The organism is Coleofasciculus sp. B1-GNL1-01, from assembly GCF_040220235.1.
In the GTDB taxonomy this organism is placed as follows: domain Bacteria; phylum Cyanobacteriota; class Cyanobacteriia; order Cyanobacteriales; family Coleofasciculaceae; genus Coleofasciculus.
This window is the reverse complement of the sequence record NZ_JAVJTO010000100.1, coordinates 1-21,449: the sequence shown is the minus strand read 5'-3', so window position 1 is coordinate 21,449 and position 21,449 is coordinate 1. Positions and strand designations below refer to the sequence as shown.

The following is a 21,449-nucleotide window of genomic DNA, read 5'->3' as shown; positions in this document are numbered from 1 at the left end:
AGCGAAGCGAAGCATCTAAAGGCGGATTTTGTTGGTCAATTATCGGTCAATTATCGGGTTGAATAAGCGCGGGTTTTGTTGTTCAGTTATCAGATCTTAATTAGCGTTAGTCCCTAAACCCGCCCCTACAATGCCTAAACCCGTCCCTATAATTAATATGTACCATGGCACGTCCCTACCTACCTACTTATGACTTCTTTTGATCACTAACTGGAGTTACTGGATCAACAAGCTAGGTGGATGATAATAATCCTGATTTTTAAAGCATTGCAATTATGGGCAATCGTCAGGACATTATTATGAAGGGTCAAAACTCTCCCCCCATATATCCTCCCTGCGAGGGTGCAATTCCAGGGGAGGTGAACATAAAATCAAGCCAAGCAAATCCGACAAGTCAGAAAGGATAAAGGTTATGGCAAAGACGATGAAAGCCGCCGTGGTGCATAAATTTGGCGAACCCCTATCAATTGAAGAGGTTCCGATTCCAGAACCCAAAGCCGGACAAGTTCTCATCCGTACCGCTACCTGTGGTGTCTGCCATACTGACTTACATGCGGCGGATGGGGATTGGCCCGTAAAGCCTACCTTGCCTTTTATTCCTGGACATGAGGGCGCGGGTTATGTCGCCGCTGTGGGTGATGGCGTAACGTTATATAAAGAAGGCGATCGCGTCGGTGTTCCTTGGCTGCATAGTGCTTGTGGTCATTGTGAATATTGCTTCACGGGTTGGGAAACCTTGTGTCCTGATCAAGAAAACACAGGCTACTCCGTCAACGGCGGTTATGCCGAGTATATGGTGGCGCCGGCTGACTATGTAAGTCCGATTCCCGATGGTGTTGATTTTGCTGATGCGAGTCCGATTCTCTGCGCTGGGGTAACCACGTACAAAGGTTTGAAAGAAACTAATACTAAACCCGGAGAATGGGTGGTGATTTCTGGTATTGGTGGTTTAGGTCACATTGCTGTCCAGTATGCCAAAGCTTTAGCACTTCATGTTGTCGCCTTAGATACCAGCGATGAGAAGCTGGAATTAGCCAAGCAATTGGGGGCAGAATTGACGGTGAATGTGACCAAAGAAGACCCCGCCACGGTGGTACAAGAGAAAATTGGTGGGGCGCATGGGGCTTTAGTTACGGCTGTGTCTACCGCAGCGTTTCGTCAAGCCTTGGGGACGCTGCGACGAGGTGGCACTTGTGCTTTAGTTGGGCTACCTCCCGGAGAGTTTCCCACACCTATCTTTGAAGTGGTATTAAAACGAATTACGATTCGCGGTTCGATTGTTGGGACGCGCAAAGATATGCAAGAATGCTTAGAATTTGCGGCAGAAGGCAAGGTGAAGCCAACCTTGGAGAAGCAGCCGTTAGAGGAAATTAATCAGATTTTTGATCGTCTCAGAAACGGTCAAGTAAATGGTCGAATTGTGCTGCAAATTAGCTAATTATTATTACAGTTCAGGGTGCGGAAAGAGGATTGGGGACAATTAACAGAAATCTCGTAAAGACGTTCCCTGTTCCCTCTTGGGATCAGATCAACTGATATCCTAACGTATCCTCGTAGTGCTATATACCAAATCCGGGTTAGCTACCCCTGTTATAACCCAGTCCGCGCAGGCGGACTTTGTTTGTGTAGCAGCGATTTCAATCGCCTCTTCTTGCTGTCACGCTGTCACGCTAGTAGTCAACTCAAGATTGTAAGGGGCTAAAGCCCTTACTACATACAAACTCCTCATCTCCCCTGATGATGTGCCAAAATTGTTAAAACGGATGAGTTCAACCCTGTAGGAGATTCTTTTGTGGAGTCGCGTTATAACCCCGTCGAGATAGAGGAAAAGTGGCAAACCCATTGGTCACACCAAAACCTAGACCAAACCCAGGACAAGGCAGATAAGCCCAAATTCTATGCCCTGTCCATGTTCCCCTATCCATCGGGCAACCTGCACATGGGTCACGTCCGTAACTATACAATTACCGATGTCATTGCCCGCAAAAGCCGGATGCAGGGCTATCGTGTCCTGCATCCGATGGGGTGGGATGCCTTTGGACTACCTGCCGAAAATGCGGCGATTCAACGCGGTGTCCATCCCGCCAAGTGGACCTATCAAAATATTACTCAGATGCAGTCTGAGTTAAAGCGTCTGGGATTGTCCTACGATTGGAACCGGGAACTGGCAACCTGTGCGCCGGACTATTATAAGTGGACGCAGTGGATTTTTTTGCAGTTTCTCCACGCTGGTTTAGCTTATCAGAAAGAAGCCGCTGTCAACTGGGACCCGATTGACCAAACCGTACTCGCCAATGAACAAGTGGATAGTGAGGGGCGTTCCTGGCGTTCCGGTGCGAAAGTGGAACGGAAACTATTGCGCCAGTGGTTCCTGAAAATTACCGATTATGCGGAACAATTACTCAACGATTTAGATAAGCTGGAGGGATGGCCCGAACGGGTGAAGTTGATGCAAGCCAACTGGATTGGCAAATCCGTCGGCGCTTATTTAGAGTTTCCGATTATTGGGTTAGAGGAAAAAATCGGTGTGTTTACCACTCGCCCAGATACGGTTTATGGCGTGACGTATGTGGTGTTAGCGCCGGAACATCCCTTAACCCCAAAGGTTACGACTCCTGACCGCAAAGCTGCGGTTGATGCCTTTATTCAAGAGGTAACTCAGGAAAGCGAATTAGAACGCACGGCTGAGGATAAGCCGAAACGGGGGATTCCCACTGGGGGTAAGGCGATGAATCCGTTTACTGGGGAAAAAATCCCGATTTGGATTGCCGATTACGTCCTCTATGAATATGGTACAGGGGCGGTGATGGGGGTTCCCGCCCATGATGCGCGGGATTTCCAATTTGCCAAGGAACAGCAGTTACCCATCAAGACGGTAATTGTCGCCGCAGATGCGGCTGACCCGAAAGCTGAACCGAAACAGGCGTATACTGAACCCGGTGTGGTGGTGAATTCTGACTTGTTTAATGGGATGGAATCCATCGCCGCCAAAGCAGAGATTGTCAAATACGCCGAACGTAAAGGATGGGGGAAAGCCCGGATACAGTACCGCCTGCGGGATTGGTTAATTTCCCGCCAACGCTATTGGGGCGCACCGATTCCGGTGATTTACTGTCCTGATTGTGGCATTGTCCCGGTTCCGGAGCAAGATCTGCCTGTAGCATTACCGGAAAATGTAGCCATGAGTGGCGGGCGAGTTGCCTCCTTATCCCAGGTGGAGGGATGGGCGGATGTGCCTTGTCCCACCTGTGGTACAGCGGCGAAACGGGAAACGGATACGATGGATACGTTTATTGATTCATCCTGGTATTTCCTGCGTTATCCTGATGCGAATAATCACCAGCAGGTGTTTGACTCCAGTAAAACCAATGACTGGATGCCCGTAGACCAGTACGTGGGTGGTATCGAACATGCGATTTTGCACCTATTGTACTCCCGCTTCTTCACCAAATTTTTGCGCGATCGCGGTTTACTTAATTTTGATGAACCGTTCCAGCGTCTGTTAACTCAGGGGATGGTGCAGGGGTTAACCTATATGAACCCCAGAACCGGGAAATGGATTCCCTCGGTAGAAGTCAACCCCAGTGACCCCAAAGACCCAGAAACCGGGGAAACGTTGGAGGTGTCCTACAAAACTATGTCCAAATCTAAATATAACGGGGTTGCACCTGAAGAGGTAATTAACAAATATGGTGCCGATACCGCCCGGATGTTTATCCTATTTAAAGCCCCCCCAGAAAAAGACCTGGAATGGGATGATGCAGATGTGGAAGGGCAATTCCGTTTCCTGAATCGGGTTTGGCGGTTGGTGGAGGAGTTTACGGCAAAAGGAACGAACCGTTCCACCACCACTCCCAATGAGTTAAGTAAACCCGAAAAAGACCTGCGGCGGGCAATTCACACAGCGATTAAAGAAGTCACTGATGATTTAGATGGGGACTATCAATTTAATACAGCGGTTTCCGAGTTAATGAAACTCAGCAACGCCCTCGGTGATGCCAAGTGCAAAAACTCCCCCGTTTACGCCGAAGGAATCGAAACACTGATTCTATTATTAGCCCCCTTTGCCCCCCATATCGCTGAAGAGTTATGGCATGGAATTGGTCATACTGATTCAGTACACCTGCAACCTTGGTGTACCTTTGAACCAGAGGCATTAGTGGCTGATGAGATTACCCTGGTGATTCAAATTATGGGTAAAACTCGTGGCACAATTCAGGTTCCCGCCGATTCCGATAAATCAGCCTTGGAACAGTACGCCAGGGAGTCAGAGGTTGCCCAGCGTTATATCACGGGTAAGACGGTGAAAAAGGTGATTGTTGTACCTGGAAAGCTGGTTAATTTTGTAGTGACGGGTTGACTTTAGCTATTCGAGTTCCCTCCCCTTGGCAAGGGGAGGGTTAGGGAGGGGTTTATATCAAGGTATCGCTTTCTTTTTGATTTTAAGCATCATTTGGTAGAGACGTTGCATGCAACGTCTCTACAATGGTGCCGAATGTCCTAATCGATGTGTCTATTGCTATATCATGCATTTAAATTGGGTATTATAGCAACCGCCACAACGGTTAGGACACTAAACGTGCATCGACACAATAAGCGGCATTCATCTGATGTCCTAATGACCCTGGCGACTGCTATAGTAGCGAGCAAGATGCTCGCACTACACGGCTTTCGCCATTATTGATATTAAGGTTTAAATGCCAAACAGCTTATTGTTTAATCTCAATCGTTAACTTTAATGAAAGTCCGACTACTTACCAAACTCCCCATTGAGACAGGGGCGAGTCGATATAGGTTAATTCTCGCACCGAACATTGATGCAGCGACTCGCCCCTACAGCCCCTACAACCCCTACATCCCCTACAGCCGCGACAACCGCCAAACTATCGAACATCTGACGTGCGCCCGATTTTATGGTAGTATCTATATCACGACTTTACCTGTACCACTCCAGTAGTAAGCAATACAAGCGTTGATGGCGAAGACAGCGCAACTACGAACTTAGCTGATGAAAAAAATCGACCCGCCTGCGGCGGGAAGAGGGAAAAGAAAACAGGGTAAAGGGTAAAAGGGCAAAAGGGACAAGTGCTAAAGAGTCCACGCCGCACCACAGACAACCCGAAACCCGCGGTAGTTGCTCCAGAGGCCTGGGGTATTCCAGAAGCGAAAGGCACAACGACAGACCCTGGGATTGTTGTACCACGAACCACCGCGCAACAGCCGATAATGATTATCATTATTATTGTCAATTATCCAAGCTTGACCCTCTGACGGCGCACCTTCATAACTATCATGCCATTGGTCAAGACACCATTCCCACACATTTCCATGCATATCGTACAAGCCAAAGGCATTCGCGATTTGAAAACTGCCCACGGAAGTAGTTTCCTCACGACACTTGCCCTTAGAACCTGCACCATACGTATCATTCCCGTCATAGTTGGCTAAATCGGTGGTAATCGTCTCGCCAAAATGAAACGGTGTTGTTGTTCCAGCACGACAGGCATATTCCCATTCCGCTTCGCTAGGAAGTCGGTAGTTCCAACCTGTGTACTGCGATAACCGCGCACAAAACTCCACACAATCATACCATGATACCTGCTCGACAGGACGGTTTTCTCCTTTAAAGTAAGAGGGTTCAGGGTCAAGTTCTCGCTCAACTTTGGGCAAATGAGCCACCGCTTGCCATTGCGCCTGAGTGATAGGGTATTTACCCAAGAAGAAGGGTTTAATCGTCACCCAATGCTGGGGACTTTCATCGCCAGAATGTCCGTCCTCAGTTTCTGGTGAACCCATTAGGAATGTACCCCCCGGAATCGCCACCATTTCCAGAGGCACATCGCCAAGGGTTTCAATGTAATGGTAAGCCTGATGAGAGCGACGATTCAGCGTTAGTTTTCTTTCCTTCCCCAACACCCCCGATTTAACCTCCACTGTCACCACCTCAAAGTCAAATGCTGACACAGGTAGGGTTTTGGCTGTTTTTGCAGGCTGAACTGTGGCTGAACTCTCAACGGATGAAGATGTCACCGACAGGATAATTGGCGGTTCAAACGTTAATAATGCTAACCACGCTTCGATTGATTGGGGGCGATTTTTGGCTTCTAATGCCATTCCCGATAAAATAGCCTGGTTCGTGGCATCACTTAACCCAGGAATAAGCTGTTGCGGTGGTATTAATTCGGCATCATCTAACTTGCGAGAAAAGGAATCCATGGGACGCTGACCCGTCACCGCATAATATAAAGATGCCGCTAGGGTATACACATCAACCGTAACCTTACGATTCCCACGTAGCATCTGTTCATAGGGGGCAAATCCCCGATTCCCGGCTTTATCCGTGGTTGTACTCGTGGTGGGGATTAATCCCTTAGCAATGCCAAAATCAATTAATACCGCTTTTTCCGGACTTCGCACCATAATATTCAAAGGTGTGGCATCCCGATGCACTAATCCCGCTTGATGCACCACACGCAGCGCATCCCCAATCTGGCGAATATATCGCACCGCTTGGGCTTCTGACAACGCGCCTTGGTTCTGCACGTATTTCCATAAACTTTCCCCAGGGACATAATCCATCACCAGACAGTGAATCCCCGCCTCTTCAAACAAATCCGTCACCCGGACAATATGGGGATGGGGGTCATGACAAATTTTAGCGACTATCTGTCCTTCTTTAATAAAGCGGTTCAGATACTTCTGATACTCCGGGTCATTTATTAAACGGGCGTTGGGCGTTTTAATCACAAAATCCTGGTTTAGGGCTTGATGATGGACTTTGTAGGTAATTCCGAATCCGCCCTCTCCCAGGACACAATCCACCACAAAGGGGCGACTTTTTAACTGGTGTCCCGGCGTCCATGCCATACGTCCTTTGTCCCTCTTCCTGATACCCTGAGCGAAGTCGAAGGGTTGCGTCATTCAGATTATAGCCTTTCGGTCTGATCCAGATATAGCAGTTTCAGGTCAAAAATTGTGCAACAATGCTGAAAGACAAGTGCTATACCAACCATGCAATCGAGTCGATTTTCTCTGTACTGGCTTTGTAGTTCTGTTTTTTGGCTCAGTGTCTTTTATTCAGCACCCGCCAAGGCTCAAGGGGTGACACCTGCTAACGATGGGGCTGGAACCCAAGTCATTCAAACAGGAAATGAGTTTACGATTACCGGGGGTAGCTATTCCGGAGATGGCGCGAATCTCTTTCATAGTTTTGAGCAATTAAATTTGAATGCTGACCAAATTGCTACCTTTATCAGTTCACCCACGATTCAAACTATCTTAGGGCGAATCGTTGGCGGGGATGCTTCTCTGATTAATGGCTTGCTGCAAGTCACCGGGGGAAACTCGAATCTCTTGTTAATGAATCCCGCCGGGTTTATTTTTGGTGCGAATGCTCAACTGAATGTTCCGGCTGACTTTACCGCGACAACGGCTACGGGAATCGGTTTTGGCGAAACGCTTTGGTTTAAGGCTTGGGGTGACAATAATTACCAGAGTTTGATTGGTACACCCAATCTTTTTACGTTTGAATCATCACAACCTGGTGCAATTGTCAATGCAGGAAACTTAGCAATAACTGAGGGGAATTTAACCTTACTGGGAAACCCGGTAATTAATACTGGACAACTGATAGCTGCGGACGGACAGATTGCGATCGCGTCAATACCAGGGCAGAATCGAGTTAGAATCAGTCAACCTGGACATGTCCTGAGTTTGGAACTTGAACCCCTCACCGATAGTTCTGGACAGGTTCTCCCCATTACTCCCCTGGATTTAGCCGTATTGCTGACGGGTTCAGCCGAGGGAATGGAAACCGGGTTAACGGTTCAACCTGATGGTACTGTCGCTTTAACTGATTCTGATTTTGCAATTCCTACTCAGGATACAACGATTATCTCTGGAACCCTGGATGTATCTGCTAATGCGCTAACCCCGAATCCTCCATCAATCACGATAATTGGTAATCAAATTGGACTCTTCGGTGCAGAGATTAACGCCTCTGGAATGAACAACGGGGGTCAGGTGCGAATTGGTGGGAATGTTCAGGGTCAAGGAATAATACCCAATGCAACTCATACATTTATTAGTCAGAATTCGTTGATTCAGGCGGATGCAGGAATCACAGGGGATGGCGGTGAGGTAACAGTTTGGGCAGATGATACAACTGCATTTTATGGCACGATTAGCGCCCGTGGCGGTATTAATGCTGGAGATGGCGGCTTTGTAGAAGTCTCTGGAAAGAATAACTTGGCATTTGCGGGAGTGGTGAATGTTGGGGCTACCAATGGCGTGAATGGCACACTCCTCCTTGATCCCACGAATATTACGATTGTGGAGACAGGTGCAGACGATAACCGACTGAATCCCAATAGTCCCAGTAGTGGTAATCCAGCCGGGACGATTTTCGCTAGCGATGGGGGTGCAGTGGATTTTACCCTGTCGAGTGCAGTCCTGGAAAATCAAACTGGGAATATCCGATTAGAGGCGACAAACGATATTACTCTGGCTGATGGCGTATCCCTAAACTTTAGTCCCGGTGGTGGGTCAATTACGTTTACTGCTGACTCAGATGGGGATTTGGCGGGGTCTTTTTTGATGGGTAAAAGTCAGTCGATTACGGCTGAGGGTAGAGATGTGACGATTTCCGGCGCGTCTGTCACCGTGGGAACCATTGATACGTCTAGTGATTTTGATGCAGGTGCGATTAATCTCACCGCTACGGCGGATATGATTAGTAGCCAAACTCTCTTCTCCTTAGCGTCTGAAGGTCAAGGCGGAGATATCCGTTTACAGGCACAGGGAGATATTATCACAGGCGGGATTGATTCCGGTTCAACGAATGGGGATGGGGGGGCGGTTTCGCTGACGAGTATCACAGGAAACATTTTTATTGATCCAACGCGGGGAGAATTAACCCTGGAAACCGGGAGTGGTTTACTGGCGGTCGATGGGGCGGTGTTTACCTTTGCTGGGGGAATGGGTCGAGGGGGAGATATTACAATGAACGCTGACGGGAATATTACCACAGGGTCTCTGGGTTCTGGGTCGGCGATGGGGGATGGTGGAGATATTCGCCTAACCAGCACTAGGGGTATTATTGATACGTCTGGGGGTGAGGTGCGATTTTTAGGGGACACCATTGCTAATCCCGGTGTTTTGTTATCTGGTTCGGCGGGAACGGGTAAGGGTGGCAATATTACCCTCCAAGCGGGTGAAGATATTATTACGGGTCCTCTGGTGTCCAGTTCTCTGAATGGAGATGCGGGGACGGTTGAGTTGACGGTGACGGAAAATGAGAGTGATATTCAGGTATCCATCATTAATTCTCAAGCCTTGGATATCGGTACAGGAGGGGATGTTGAGGCGACAGCAACAGGGCTTTTCACCGCTACCGATATGACTCAAGACGCCTTGTCGCAGATTCCAGAAGGGGGACTGGAACCGGAGGAAATACCCGATACCTTAGATAAAGAGGCGAGTATCTCCACCTCTGGCGGAAGCGGCGGCGGTTCGATTACGATTTCACATCAGGGGGGATTGCGGGATATTCCCTTTACTGTGGGTGATGCTGAGGAGAATGGGACGGCGGGTTCTCTCACCAGTGGTGAGTTTACCATTGAACCCGTTCAATCGTTTTCAACTAGCTATGTTGAAGGTAATATTCAAATTATTAACCTTGGCGATGTTAATCCCGTAGACCTAACCAACCCGTTGACACGACCTGAACCACTGGTGATATCCAATCCAAAACTGGAACCCAGTGGACTGGGGGAACTTGACCAGTCGATCAGTCAAGAGTATGCCGACTATTTGGGCTTAGCCAACACCTCAGACATTACCCTAAACCAAGCCCAAAGCCTATTGCAAGAGATAAACAGCGTCACGGGTGTCAAACCAGCGGTGATCTATGTCATGTTTGCACCCCAAGTGATTACGCCGATTCCTCAGAAGCAAGGGAGGGAAAATACCTCGCTGTCACTGTTGCGATCGCAGATTCCCCAAGATAGCGATCGCTTAGAATTAATTTTGGTGACGGCTGACCAACCGCCGATTCGTAAATCCCTGAATGTCACCCGTCGCCAAGTCCTCTCTACTGTCCGAGACTTTCATGCCACGGTGACCAATGCTAGACGACCTACAGCCTATCGTATTCCCGCGCAGCAAGTCTATCAATGGCTAGTCAGTCCCCTAGAAAAGGACTTGCAGCGACTCAATATCGAAAACTTAAGCTTTATTCTCGATGCGGGGTTGCGCCATATTCCTCTAGCGGCGTTGCATGACGGCAATGATTTTATTATTAAACGGTATAGTGTTGGTTTAATGCCCAGTATCAGCCTCACGGATACCCGTTACCGAGATATCACCAGCCTGAACGTTCTGGCAATGGGGGCGAGTGAGTTTACCGAACTTGATCCGTTACCCTTTGTGCCGATAGAGTTGTCTACGATTGACCAACTGTGGTCAGCCCAATCCTTTGTCACGGAAGAGTTTACCCTAGATAACCTGAAATCTCAACGTCAGCAAACTCCCTTTGGCATTATTCACCTGGCTACTCATGCGGAGTTTCTTCCTGGCGATCCCTCGAACTCGTTCATTCAACTGAATGATACTAAATTAAGATTGGATCAGGTACGGACGTTGGGATGGAATAAACCCCCGGTGGAATTATTAGTCCTATCCGCCTGTCGTACCGCCTTGGGAAATGAACAAGCGGAGTTAGGGTTTGCGGGGTTAGCGGTACAAGTCGGTGTCAAGTCTGCATTAGCCAGTCTTTGGTATGTCGATGATCGGGGAACGACAGGATTGATGGCTGAATTTTACCGACAACTCAAGCAAGTCCCGATGAAAGCTGAAGCCTTGCGGCGCACCCAACTAGCGTTGCAACAGGGTCAGGTGCGGATTGAAAACGGACAATTAATTACGCCTGAACTCGTTATTCCCTTACCTCCAGAATTATTGAACCAAGAGGATATTGATTTTACCCATCCCTACTATTGGTCTGGTTTCACGCTGGTGGGAAATCCTTGGTAATCGTCTTATGTCTTATGTCTTATGTCATTCGTCATACTCGCGCAAGCGAGAAGCAAGCTACGTTATTTGTCATACGCCCGTAAACCGTAGGGACGCACGCCACGCATGGGTGTCAACTTACAGCGCTTTGCGCTGTAATAAAGTACAGTAGATCAAAGTCCCCCTTCAGATCCCCCTTCCGTCCCCCTTCAAACTGAAGTTCCCCCCATCCCGATTGAGGATAGAAGCCGAAACCCCGACTATATAAGCATTTTAGACAATTCGCCTTCTTGATTCGTACCCATGTATATTTAAGATTTTCTTAATACTCTTGGGGAAAAATCGGGTCTTCCGGACTTAGTGTGCTAAACTATCAGTTTTGATTAACCATAAAGCTTACCACACAAGGACTGTAGCTTGTAGCCGCCTCAAAACGACTTGAAATCCGGGTAAAAATAGTTAAAGCTATTGTTGTCCAATATTCGGGCAAATCAAACTAACAATTTAGCACACTAACTACGGAAGACCAAAACTTTGTTAGAACTTCCGTAGAAACCTACTGCTATTTCCCTTTTAGCTGCTTGTTCACATAGGGAAAGGGTTAAGTTTCTACCACAGACCTGCTCCTGATTAGCTACTCCTAAAATTCTAAGGCTCCCCACTAATGACATCCCATCTGGAAGCGTTAAGTCGGCTGCATTCAAAATTTCCCAAAATTTTTTTGAATCGTAAGCCTCCATAATCATGTGAGCATTAGCCAAGCAGACATAGCGTGAACTCCGATTTCCAGACCAATCAAGCACTTTTTGTGTAGCCTTATTACAGCTTACAAGGTTGACCTTACTTCCTACAATATGACGCTTATCCATACCTAAATATCCATTCACTAAAAATAATAATACGGCTAACCCGCACAAAAAAATGCAACAAATGCTATAAAGCTCTAATAAAGGACAATTCAGCCAGAAAGTTTTAATCGCTAAAAAAACAAATAGAAGTAAATTCATATAATTAAAAAAATTACCACTGAATAACAAGGCAAACTCGTTCCAACTCATCAATAAAAATTATAGGTAAGCCATTTTTCGGAACTTCATACAATCTTTAAAAAGCTTGATGGAGTTATGGCGCTCACCCACGGTTAAAGCGTGAGACTTTACCTCGTCCATCTCCAAGGGATAGCTTCAAAAAGGGGATGCTGAAGTGCGATCGCGCTTGTATTGTCCTCTCTATAAGCTTTTGAGCCAAGTCCAAAAATTTTTTCGCCCAAACCCTTGACGAGTTTGTAGTATATTTGTAGTATATATTTAAGAGCGAAGGGAAAAGATCCAAACAGCTTGACTCCAAACGCTCATACCGAACCTTGAAAACTGAATATGTAACACATTTTTTGATCAATGTGGGGGCGTAGCTCAATGGCTAGAGCAAAGACCTGTCGAGTCTGAGGTTGCGAGTTCAAGTCTCGTCGCTCCCGCTATCTGGCTCTATCGTCTAGTGGACAAGGATCTCTGATTTTCGCTCAGAAGACACGGGTTCAAATCCCGTTGGGGCTATGACATTGATGAATGAGGTCAAGTAATCGAGGGGTTGAAAGGAATACTGACAGCTCCTACCTTGACCTTCACAAGAAGCAGATTATTTGAGGAAGGGGAGTATAGCTCAACTGGCAGAGCATACGGCTTTTAACCGTCTGGTTGCAGGTTCGATTCCTGCTGCTCCCACTCAATAGCTTGGGAGTATAGCTCAGTCGGCAGAGCAGCACCCTCATAAGGTGTCAGTCGCAGGTTCGATCCCTGCTACTCCTACTGTTCTAGCCTCATCGTCTAGTGGTTAGGACGCTGTTCCCTCAAGGCAGAAAGAGGAGTTCAAGTCTCCTTGGGGCTATCTGGAGAGGTGGCTGAATTGGTGAAAGCACTTCCCTGCTAAGGAAGCATGGGGCAACCCATTGCAGCTACTCTTCGAGAAAGCTTCGCGAACAAATCCTGTCCTCTCCGCTTTATGTAGTATATCGAGCCAGACATACTACATAGACTCTGGGTCGGCTCGCCTATTAGGGTGGGCAAGTGTCTGTAAAACACCCGCTTTCATGCATTGCAGGTGCGAATCCTGCCCGACCCATTGAATTTTGGTTTCAAAGTTCAAATCGAATGTAGGGATAGTGTAACGGCAACATCTCGGTCTCCAAAACCGAGGATCTGAGTTCAAATCTCAGTCCCTGCGCCAATCAATCATTTCCCCTGGTAGCTCAGTTGGGTAGAGCGCTTGCCTGAAAAGCAAGAGGTCGTCAGTTCAATACTGACCTGGGGGACTGGCATTGCCCTATAGCTCAATGGTAGAGCCACGCGCTGTTAACGCGGGGGTTGTAGGTTCGAGTCCTACTGGGGCAGCCATTTATTGCCCTGTGGTGTAACTGGCAGCATATCTGACTTTGACTCAGACGGTCTAGGTTCAAAACCTGGCGGGGCAGCCAAATGATGCTCTTGTAGCCCAACTTGCTCCTGTGGCGGAATTGGCAGACGCGATCGGCTTAAACCCGATTTCTTGAAATTGTGGGTTCGACTCCCACCGGGAGCATAACGGGAGCTGGTTCGAGTCCAGTCAGGGGTATTGGTGATACGCGGGGATGAAGCAACAGTGGCTTGCTAGGCTCATATCCTGGATATCAGCAGGTGCAACTCCTGCCCCCGCCACCAAAATGCAGGTGTGGTGTAATGGCTAGCATAGAAGCGTCGTATCCTTCCGATGCGAGTTCGACTCTCGCCACCTGCTTAGTCACTATGCTGGAGGTTTTGTTTTTCAGATTAAGGAGGTGTAGAAATGACGACGATGACGGTAACTGATGCTTTGGCAGAATTGACGCTGTTGGAAAAGCGGATTGATTCGGCACGAGGGAATTTAGATAATAATACGTTAATTGCTGTTGTGGAAGTCGGCAAAGTGCCAACAGGCTACAAATCACGAGAAGACCATGCCTCTAAAGCACGCGCCGCTTTACAACGAGTTGATGCTTTAATTGACAGACGACGCACCATTAAACGAGCCGTTGTTTTGTCGAATGCCTCCACCATGGTTTCCGTCGCGGGTCAAGAAATGACGGTGGCTGAAGCTATCGAGATGAAAAATTTTATCTTGTACTATGAGGCAGTTTTTCACACGATGGTGTCGGTGTATACTCGCACTAAAAATGAGTACAAAGCTGCTCAAACGCGAGTGAAAGAGCGACTGGATAAGTTAGCTAAGGAGGTGTTGGGTAAAAATGCTGCGTCTGAAAAATATCAATCTCTGGCGGATAGCTTCTTAGAACGAGAAGGCGTAGAACTACTCGATCCCACTAATCTGGCAGAAGATATTGAAAGACGGCAAGCATTTGTTGAGGAGTTTAAATCAACGGTTGACCGGGTACTTTCAATTAGTAATGCCCGCACCATGATTGAGATTCCCGACTAAAATAGAATTGCTGGTCACTCGAAAATCTCTAAATTTATGGATTTAGATGGATAGCTCAAGTGCGTAGAGCACATGCTAGGAGAAGCATGAGGTGTCGATTCGCAACCGACTCCATCTTCCACTACCTTTAAAGCTTAACGCTCAACGCTTAACGCTTAAACTTCAATTGTTAAAGGTTAGACCATCAACCCTCAAACCATAAAGGTTAACGATCGATAAAATCCAGGGTATTGGTTATAGGTTCCATAAAACCTTGAGGTTTCCACCTGGCTGAGTGGTCAGCATTTCATTCTTAATTTAGGTGAATTTCCCCGTTTGGATAGCTCCTTAAGCCCTCAACTAAAGTTGGGGCTAAAAGCTTAAACCCGTTGAAACGGGTTCAAAGGCTTCTCCTGTAAGTTCGATTCTTACTTTAGCTTTGACGCTGCAATTTATGATGCTGTTGGCACAGTCGAACAACCTAACCCCCCAGCCCCCTTCCCTGCGTAGCTTGCTTCCCCGAAGGGGTGGGAAGGGGGAGCTGGAAAAGCCCCTCCCTGCGTCGGGGAGGGGTTTTGGGAGGGGTCTTTTCTTTAGTGAATTAACCAACAGCATCATTTATTTCCTGGCTATATGAGTCAGCTACATTCCTATACAAGTCAGTACCATTCACCCTAGAACATTGTTAGTTTCTATTCCCATTCTCGCCACTGGTTCGCCCAGTTTTGGAAAATGCCCAGAATTTGCTCCCGTCGCTGTTCAAAGTTAGCGGCAATGCTAATAAAAATGATGCCAGCGATTAAGCCAATGACCCATTTAGAAAAGGGATAATCAAAACTCAAAACAACTAATTGGTAAAATACGGTAAGAACAAATGTGGCAGTTCCAACTATTAAAAATGCCCGAATTCGCAGTCCTAATCCAGCAAATATGGCAACCAAGCTAATGATTCCCGGAATCAGTCCAATGTCTCGATGGAAAAATAAGGCGGCTAAACAAATGATGCTACTACCCAGTAAGCGGAAGTAGTGACGAGTTTGTCGTTTTCCGGGACGTCTTAACTCTGGATCAATTTGGGCAATGTAGAGACAAGATCCGCCAATTAAGGCAGCATACCACAAGGGTTCAGTTATTTGTTGATTGACTAAAACCCGCCAGATTGCCCAATCAACGAAAAATAGACTCAAATATGTCCAGCGTAAATTAGACTGGCGGTTGGCAACCCAGGCATAAAACCCGGCAACTGCCAGTAAATTGATTGGAGATAGGTTTTGATAATTGAGACAAACCGTTAGCAAAGGAGAGATGATGGCGTAATGTTGCCAAGGTTTATCATTCCATCCCCAGCGTCGCCAGGGTAGTTGAAAAAGCGCGATCGCGAATAAACAAGCCATTACCCCTCTCCAGGGGTCAAATATACTCAACTGTGTCCATGTCAAACGCGCATAAACACCTGTGGCGGCGACTTCGGTTAATCCGGCGTATATCCAGAGGTTAGCAGCAATGTAGAGACGTGCCATGGCGCGTCTGGGAGATGGGGAAGATGAGGGAGATAACTGGCGTTTTTGTCTTGTACGCCCCTGTAATAAGGCATAAATAGCTAGTCCCCAACTTATGCCAAGTCCGATGGTTCTCAGGTTTGGTGTGGTTAACACCGACATTCCCGCCGTTAACACCATCAGTAAACTGGCAATTACCCAGTGAATGTGGGCGGTGATTTTAATTTCAGTGATACTGAGGTTGAGAAGGGTGGAACGATCGCGTGATTGCCAAAACCAAGCCAACACCCGATAAATAACCGCGATCGCAGCCGCAACACCCGCTAGTATGGTAAAGCCATCCGCTGGATTTCCGCCCTCGGCTTGCATCATCTGGTAAATCACCAGTTCATACCAAGCAATGGAAATACCCGCTAGAGAGAGGTAGGTGATCCCTTTCCAGGGAAGACGGCGACGCCCTACGCCTATCCCGGTTAACGCTGCACCGAGGGTGAGTAACCCGGTATAAGGGGTGAAATACGTCCACCGTAAACTAATGCCAATTAGGGCATAAATTAAGGGTAAACCCGCCAGTGCATCCCTAGACGCGCCTACAGGTTCCTCTGTGTCGCCTTCTAAACGGGCAAACCACCAATCAGTGAGGAATAGTATCACAAGTGCCAGGATAATATTGGCAGTAGCTAAGGTTAAGGTTGAACCATTTCGTAACAGAATCGTATATGCGATCGCTAATTCGATTGCCCAACTGATGCCATAGACACCAAATTCTGTAAATGATCGCCAACAGCGAAACCAAATCGCACCGCCAATTAATATTGATGCGGCTAGGTAATGCCAACTGGATGGAATCAGTTCGACGTAACTCTGGGTACTGTGCAGCGTCAGAAAGCCTAATTCTGTACAAGACAAGGCAATTGCCCATCCATCCGAGACTTGGGCGTACAATGTGGCTAAATCGTTAGAATGGGGAATTAAGCTAGCCCGTAGCAGCCATAATCCGAAACTTGCGATCGCGCCCACTACATACCAATCAGCGATGGATAGGGTTGGTAATCCAGGAATTCCTTGCCATAGCCATGCTGCCAAAAAGCTGAGGGCAAAACCAATTGTAATGACGGCGGCTACCGTTTGGCGTAAATAGCGACTATTCAGGAACATTAACACTGTGGCAACCCCTAAGCCGATCAGTCGAATCTGCGGTTGGAATAGGGTTAGCCATTGGGCAAGAAATAAAGCGATCGCACTCCACGAAGCAGCCTGAATGCGCCGCGATCGCATCCTCAGACTGGCAACTCCAGTTAAGGTTAATGGGGTGAGTAACCATAAAAGTCCCCAAGGGTGCGTGGGAAAGGAAATCAAATAGGTAACACTTTCCCCAGCCAGTAATACATAACTGATTCCAGCGAGGACAAAACCAATGTGCCAACAACTTAGATACCAACTCTGTTTGGGGACAAGAGATGGAGAATTTGCTTCTACCGTTTGCCCTTCCTGCTTTATACTCAGACTCCATTCTGCCACCATTAACGCCAACAATAGACTTGCCCATCGAGGTTCGCTGAGAGTTGGAAACCATCCATCGATAAACGAACAGAGGGTTAATAATCCGGCGATATGGGTAAGATAAACCAGAGGAATTCGCAGAGGAGGGCGGCGATGGGTAACAATAGCAAGGGTGACAGTGGAGAGTAATAGATTAAGCGATCGCGCCGTCGGATTCAGGCTACTGATTACCGTTAACATCACACCCAATCCTAATGTGAGTCCTTCTCCAAACCGGGCTAATTTAGGGTTCGACTTTCGATAGAACCAATCGGTCAAACCTACCCAGAGAATAATGTAGGGAAATAGGACGACACCCCAACAGGCTTCCACGTTTGAACCCACCTGTTGAGAGAGGAAACTGACTACCTCCTCTTGTACCGCCAACGGGATTAATCGCCATAGTAAAAACAGCGTTTGCAAGCCAATCAAAAAGATGGCAGCTAAATCCAGACGCCGCCGAGAATACTGTAAGCGCTGGGCGAAAAAACCAATCGCCAACCCACTAACCACCGTGGCTTGCCAAGGAATTTCTTCTCCTACCGAAACTAACCAACCCATCAACAGTAATCCACCGCCAATTCCATCCCAGACTTTTGTACTAAAGGAGGAAACAGACTCTCGTGAGACGGCTGGAGGTTTTCCCTGTCGCGCCAACAACCAACCACAAATTCCCATTGCCAAACCGAGTTGGGTAATTGGCACATTCATCACGAAAATTGCCCGTCCTAATAACACAGTGAGGGCATAAATCACCACTAAACTACCCGTGGGTGCATTATTCGGCACAGATGGGGAAGCGCGAGGGGTTGAAGTGGCGGAGGGGAGAAAAATCGCGGTGCCGATGACACCTAAATAAACAGCGACTAATGGAACCTGTGACCAATTCCAACCCCAATGTAGATAACTCAACCATAAAATTAGAGAAGCGCGGGAGGTAAGCCGGAATGAGTTGGTTTGGATAGACGGATTGATAACCGTAATTCCCGTTAAACTTAACGCCGCCACCCCCACAACAATCCATTCCCAGGAATGACGCCATAACCCAAAACCATCCATCGCCCAAAAATTCACCGGGACTAAAAGCAGGGAAATCAGTTGCAAGGTTTGAGAGGTTAATTTTAAATTAGAACGTTTTCCCGCCCACAGGCTAATTCCCCAAAAGATAACGGTATATGTCCATAACACACCATACTGTCCCGCTGGCGGAAAATTCTGCCATTGAGTCGCGGCTAAGACACCGGAGGAGACAACAACTAGAAAGACACCCAAAAACAGCAGCCAGCGCACACTCAGTTCCTCTTGCCATGACTGCCAGACACGGGATAAGGGTGAGACAGTAGGAACGGGTTCCTCTACCTTGGTTTCCACCTTCCGGGATTGGGGGCGAGATGGAAGCGGCGGAATCTCTGGTTCAGGGAGATGACAAGATAGAGAGATTCGACTTAATTGCTTAACTTGGGCATCATTGATTAAACCCAAGCGCAACCAGGTATCTAGACCTTCGAGCAACTTGGGATTGGAGGCAGAAATAGTGAGTTCAATTCTCACAGGGCGTGGCGAGGACATAGTTTTCGGGGGAGTAAGTCAACTTATGCCCTGAACTAAAGTTCGGGCTAAAAGCTAAAACCCGTTAAAACGGGTTCAAAGCCTTTCATGTAGTAAGCTAAAGCTTACTTGAGCTTTAGGTTCCGGAAATTTATTTCCTGGCTTCCAAGTTTGCTTAAGGAGGGCGCCGTTCACCTTAAGTTGATACTAATGCAAGATTAATTAATTCTAGCATCAGATTTTTTAGTTGATGATTGATGACTCAGGGCGGGTTTTGTTGTTCATTTATCGGTGGGGAGGGCGGGTTTTGTTGTTTCGTTAGTGGTGAATAGCTGACTTTAGTCCCTAAACCCGCCCCTACAATTGTTCCTAAACTCGCCCCTACAATTGACGTATAAGGTATAAATTATTACTTATGAACCGGATGGCGATCGCGCAAGATACACTCAAGATTCTTGATGCTGGCTATTACGACTCTCCGACGGGTCAACGGGTTGATATTACTCAAGATTTAAACGCTTGTTTGGCGCAGACAAAATACTATGACCCAGACAGCCTCTCGACTCTCGAACAAAATGTTCTCTCCAGCACTCCCAAATTCTCTACAACTGAATTTGAGGTCAGGAATGAAACAACTTTAATCGGATCAGAACGCATGGCACAATCTCAACAGTTTCACAAGATTGGCGTCCTCAACTTTGCTTCAGCTAAAAACCCTGGCGGTGGCTTTATCAAGGGCGCACAAGCCCAGGAAGAAAGTCTAGCTAGAAGCTCTGCCCTCTATAAAAGCTTGTTAAAATGTCCAGACTATTATGACTATCATCGTTCCCATAAATCACTCCTCTACTCAGATCGGATCATTTATTCCCCAGGTTGTCCAATTTTTCGTAAAGATGATGGCACATTACTAGAGCAACCCTATTGTGTCGATTTTATTACAAGTCCTGCTCCCAATGCGGGTGCAATTTGGCGCAATCAACCAAAAGATGGGTCAAGACTAGGTGATGTTTTGTATAGTCGTGGTGCTAAAGTGTTGAGTTTAGCAGTTGAACAGGGATGTGATGCACTCGTTTTAGGCGCTTGGGGGTGTGGCGTTTTTCAGAATGAACCCTCAATGGTTGCCCAAATGTTTGCTGATTTTCTATTACCCAATGGTCAATTTTTGGGACAATTCAAAAAAGTGTTATTTTCTGTCCTTGATTCAACCAAACAAAAAAGGATAATCACCGAATTCCACAATCGCTTTTCAGCCGAATGACAAATGACAAATGACGAAATATAAGCCCCCATAGCTCAAGGGATAGAGCAGCAGCCTTCTAAGCTGAGAGTTCTAGGTTCAAATCCTGGTGGGGGCGTTGAATACCGTTCAAAAAGGAGGTTATTTTCTTTGACTCAACAGACCGTGCGATCGCGCCTTGCGTGCCCTGACATCTAAGAGCCTACATACTTATAGCAATCCTAAATAGATTGTGGCAAAATTCCGTACTGAAAAATTTTTGGGAACTCGAATATTTGACCATCAGCAAAAAACTTAAATAGCCACTTAACTATTTTAAAAGAGCTGCAAAGATGATAAAATTGTCTAATGAAAGTTTTGACTTGCAGCCAAATATCTTCTACAGGGTTTTGCTCTGGAGCATTCGGAGCAAATTTTGTACAAGTTATCAACCAGTCTTCTTCTGATAAACCTTGATTAATTTTCGTTAAGTATTCTCGAAACTGTTTAGAATCATGGTAAGTTGCACCATCCCAAAATATCGATAATTTTTTCCCGGGTCGTTGCCTTTGTAAATATTCGATAAAATCGATAGTATTTTCGCTGTTCCCACTTTTGTATTCTTTAACCATGAACTCTTTAGTTTGATAATCTAAAGCCCCATAATAAGTCTGTCTCTCTTTTTCATTTTTTATCTTAACTTCTATTCTTGTATCTGTTCTTCCCCACGCATAACCTAACAAATCACCCCACAGCAAATGACATTCGTCCAGCATAAGCACCGTCCGGTTTCCAGCTTCTATTTCCGGTTTCCATTTTTCTAGCCTTACCTCTATTTCTTTTTTTTTAGCTTTGACTAATTCATCATTTTTAGCTGGATTCTTTTTTTGAGTCTTTTTCCAACTTACTTCAGCCTCTTTGAATAAACTATAATAACTTTGATTGGACTCAAAAACCACATTATATTGCTCCCGTAAATAACCTTGCAAATCTGACAATCTTAGATAATCTTGTTCTCTCAACCACTGAATCGTTTGGTCTTTTTCTTCAGGCTTTAAGTAACCTGCTCTGCCTTTATATTGAAGTTTTAAACTTTCCACACCCTGAAAAAGCGCTTGGTTTTTCCATTGGCTTATAAAACTGTGAGAAACTTTTAATAGTTCTTTGACTTCACGATATGATTTTCCTTCCAAAATCATTTTCACCGC

At 46.7% G+C, this 21,449-nt stretch carries 10 protein-coding genes and 16 tRNA genes; 22 read left to right on the top strand and 4 right to left on the bottom strand.

The features are described 5' to 3' along the window. Nucleotides 1-412: 412 nt before the first annotated feature. The 3 genes from adhP (at nucleotide 413) to RID53_RS24585 (ending at nucleotide 4,957) form a co-directional block, all read left to right on the top strand. Nucleotides 413-1,438 (top strand): alcohol dehydrogenase AdhP, encoded by a 1,026-nt coding sequence (gene adhP / locus RID53_RS24595; protein WP_446390590.1) that lies wholly within the window; start codon nucleotides 413-415, stop codon nucleotides 1,436-1,438. Nucleotides 1,439-1,792: 354 nt separating this feature from the next. After that, a complete protein-coding gene (gene leuS, locus RID53_RS24590; RefSeq protein ID WP_446390589.1) occupies nucleotides 1,793-4,360 on the top strand; it encodes a leucine--tRNA ligase in 2,568 nt (855 codons plus the stop codon). A 378-nt stretch (nucleotides 4,361-4,738) separates the two neighbouring features. Further along, nucleotides 4,739-4,957 (top strand): hypothetical protein, encoded by a 219-nt coding sequence (locus tag RID53_RS24585; RefSeq protein ID WP_446390588.1) that lies wholly within the window; start codon nucleotides 4,739-4,741, stop codon nucleotides 4,955-4,957. A gap of 131 nt (nucleotides 4,958-5,088) precedes the next feature. Here the strand turns inward: RID53_RS24585 and RID53_RS24580 are convergent, their stop codons facing one another. After that, a complete protein-coding gene (locus tag RID53_RS24580) occupies nucleotides 5,089-6,867 on the bottom strand; it encodes an SUMF1/EgtB/PvdO family nonheme iron enzyme (RefSeq protein WP_446390587.1) in 1,779 nt (592 codons plus the stop codon). Between the two features lie 144 nt (nucleotides 6,868-7,011). Between RID53_RS24580 and RID53_RS24575 the strand changes: the two genes are divergently transcribed. After that, nucleotides 7,012-11,031: a CHAT domain-containing protein gene (locus RID53_RS24575; protein ID WP_446390586.1), complete on the top strand. Its 4,020-nt coding sequence runs from the start codon at nucleotides 7,012-7,014 to the stop codon at nucleotides 11,029-11,031. Nucleotides 11,032-11,522: 491 nt separating this feature from the next. Here the strand turns inward: RID53_RS24575 and RID53_RS24570 are convergent, their stop codons facing one another. Beyond that, entirely contained in the window at nucleotides 11,523-12,068 is a 546-nt protein-coding gene (locus RID53_RS24570; RefSeq protein WP_446390585.1) for a WecB/TagA/CpsF family glycosyltransferase, read from the bottom strand. Between the two features lie 343 nt (nucleotides 12,069-12,411). Between RID53_RS24570 and RID53_RS24565 the strand changes: the two genes are divergently transcribed. The 16 genes from RID53_RS24565 (at nucleotide 12,412) to RID53_RS24490 (ending at nucleotide 14,578) form a co-directional block, all read left to right on the top strand. Continuing rightward, nucleotides 12,412-12,484, top strand: a tRNA-Asp gene (locus RID53_RS24565). A 6-nt stretch (nucleotides 12,485-12,490) separates the two neighbouring features. After that, nucleotides 12,491-12,563 (top strand) — tRNA-Glu (locus RID53_RS24560). A gap of 95 nt (nucleotides 12,564-12,658) precedes the next feature. Continuing rightward, nucleotides 12,659-12,731: transfer RNA gene (locus RID53_RS24555), tRNA-Lys, on the top strand. 11 nt (nucleotides 12,732-12,742) lie between these two features. Beyond that, nucleotides 12,743-12,815, top strand: a tRNA-Ile gene (locus RID53_RS24550). 7 nt (nucleotides 12,816-12,822) lie between these two features. Beyond that, nucleotides 12,823-12,894 (top strand) — tRNA-Glu (locus RID53_RS24545). A 3-nt stretch (nucleotides 12,895-12,897) separates the two neighbouring features. After that, nucleotides 12,898-13,004, top strand: a tRNA-Ser gene (locus RID53_RS24540). A 41-nt stretch (nucleotides 13,005-13,045) separates the two neighbouring features. Beyond that, a tRNA-Tyr gene (locus tag RID53_RS24535) sits at nucleotides 13,046-13,128 on the top strand. Between the two features lie 31 nt (nucleotides 13,129-13,159). Continuing rightward, nucleotides 13,160-13,233: transfer RNA gene (locus RID53_RS24530), tRNA-Trp, on the top strand. An 11-nt stretch (nucleotides 13,234-13,244) separates the two neighbouring features. Next, nucleotides 13,245-13,318 (top strand) — tRNA-Phe (locus RID53_RS24525). A gap of 7 nt (nucleotides 13,319-13,325) precedes the next feature. Next, nucleotides 13,326-13,400, top strand: a tRNA-Asn gene (locus RID53_RS24520). A 5-nt stretch (nucleotides 13,401-13,405) separates the two neighbouring features. Next, nucleotides 13,406-13,480, top strand: a tRNA-Gln gene (locus tag RID53_RS24515). Between the two features lie 24 nt (nucleotides 13,481-13,504). Then, nucleotides 13,505-13,584: transfer RNA gene (locus tag RID53_RS24510), tRNA-Leu, on the top strand. Between the two features lie 43 nt (nucleotides 13,585-13,627). After that, nucleotides 13,628-13,703, top strand: a tRNA-Met gene (locus RID53_RS24505). Between the two features lie 4 nt (nucleotides 13,704-13,707). Next, nucleotides 13,708-13,779: transfer RNA gene (locus RID53_RS24500), tRNA-Thr, on the top strand. Between the two features lie 48 nt (nucleotides 13,780-13,827). Further along, nucleotides 13,828-14,457: a hypothetical protein gene (locus tag RID53_RS24495; RefSeq protein WP_446390584.1), complete on the top strand. Its 630-nt coding sequence runs from the start codon at nucleotides 13,828-13,830 to the stop codon at nucleotides 14,455-14,457. A gap of 44 nt (nucleotides 14,458-14,501) precedes the next feature. Continuing rightward, a tRNA-Ser gene (locus RID53_RS24490) sits at nucleotides 14,502-14,578 on the top strand. Between the two features lie 550 nt (nucleotides 14,579-15,128). Here RID53_RS24490 and RID53_RS24485 read toward each other — a convergent pair. Further along, nucleotides 15,129-19,046 (bottom strand): DUF2157 domain-containing protein, encoded by a 3,918-nt coding sequence (locus tag RID53_RS24485; protein ID WP_446390583.1) that lies wholly within the window; start codon nucleotides 19,044-19,046, stop codon nucleotides 15,129-15,131. Nucleotides 19,047-19,440: 394 nt separating this feature from the next. On the opposite strand from RID53_RS24485, the gene RID53_RS24480 reads away from it, so the two are divergent. Together RID53_RS24480 and RID53_RS24475 are read left to right on the top strand one after the other, a co-directional pair. After that, on the top strand, nucleotides 19,441-20,283 hold the full coding sequence (locus RID53_RS24480) for a TIGR02452 family protein (RefSeq protein ID WP_446390582.1): 843 nt from the start codon (nucleotides 19,441-19,443) through the stop codon (nucleotides 20,281-20,283). A 24-nt stretch (nucleotides 20,284-20,307) separates the two neighbouring features. Beyond that, nucleotides 20,308-20,380: transfer RNA gene (locus RID53_RS24475), tRNA-Arg, on the top strand. Between the two features lie 103 nt (nucleotides 20,381-20,483). Here RID53_RS24475 and RID53_RS24470 read toward each other — a convergent pair. Then, the coding region (locus RID53_RS24470; RefSeq protein WP_446390581.1) for an IS630 family transposase at nucleotides 20,484-21,449 on the bottom strand (966 nt) is incomplete at its 5' end.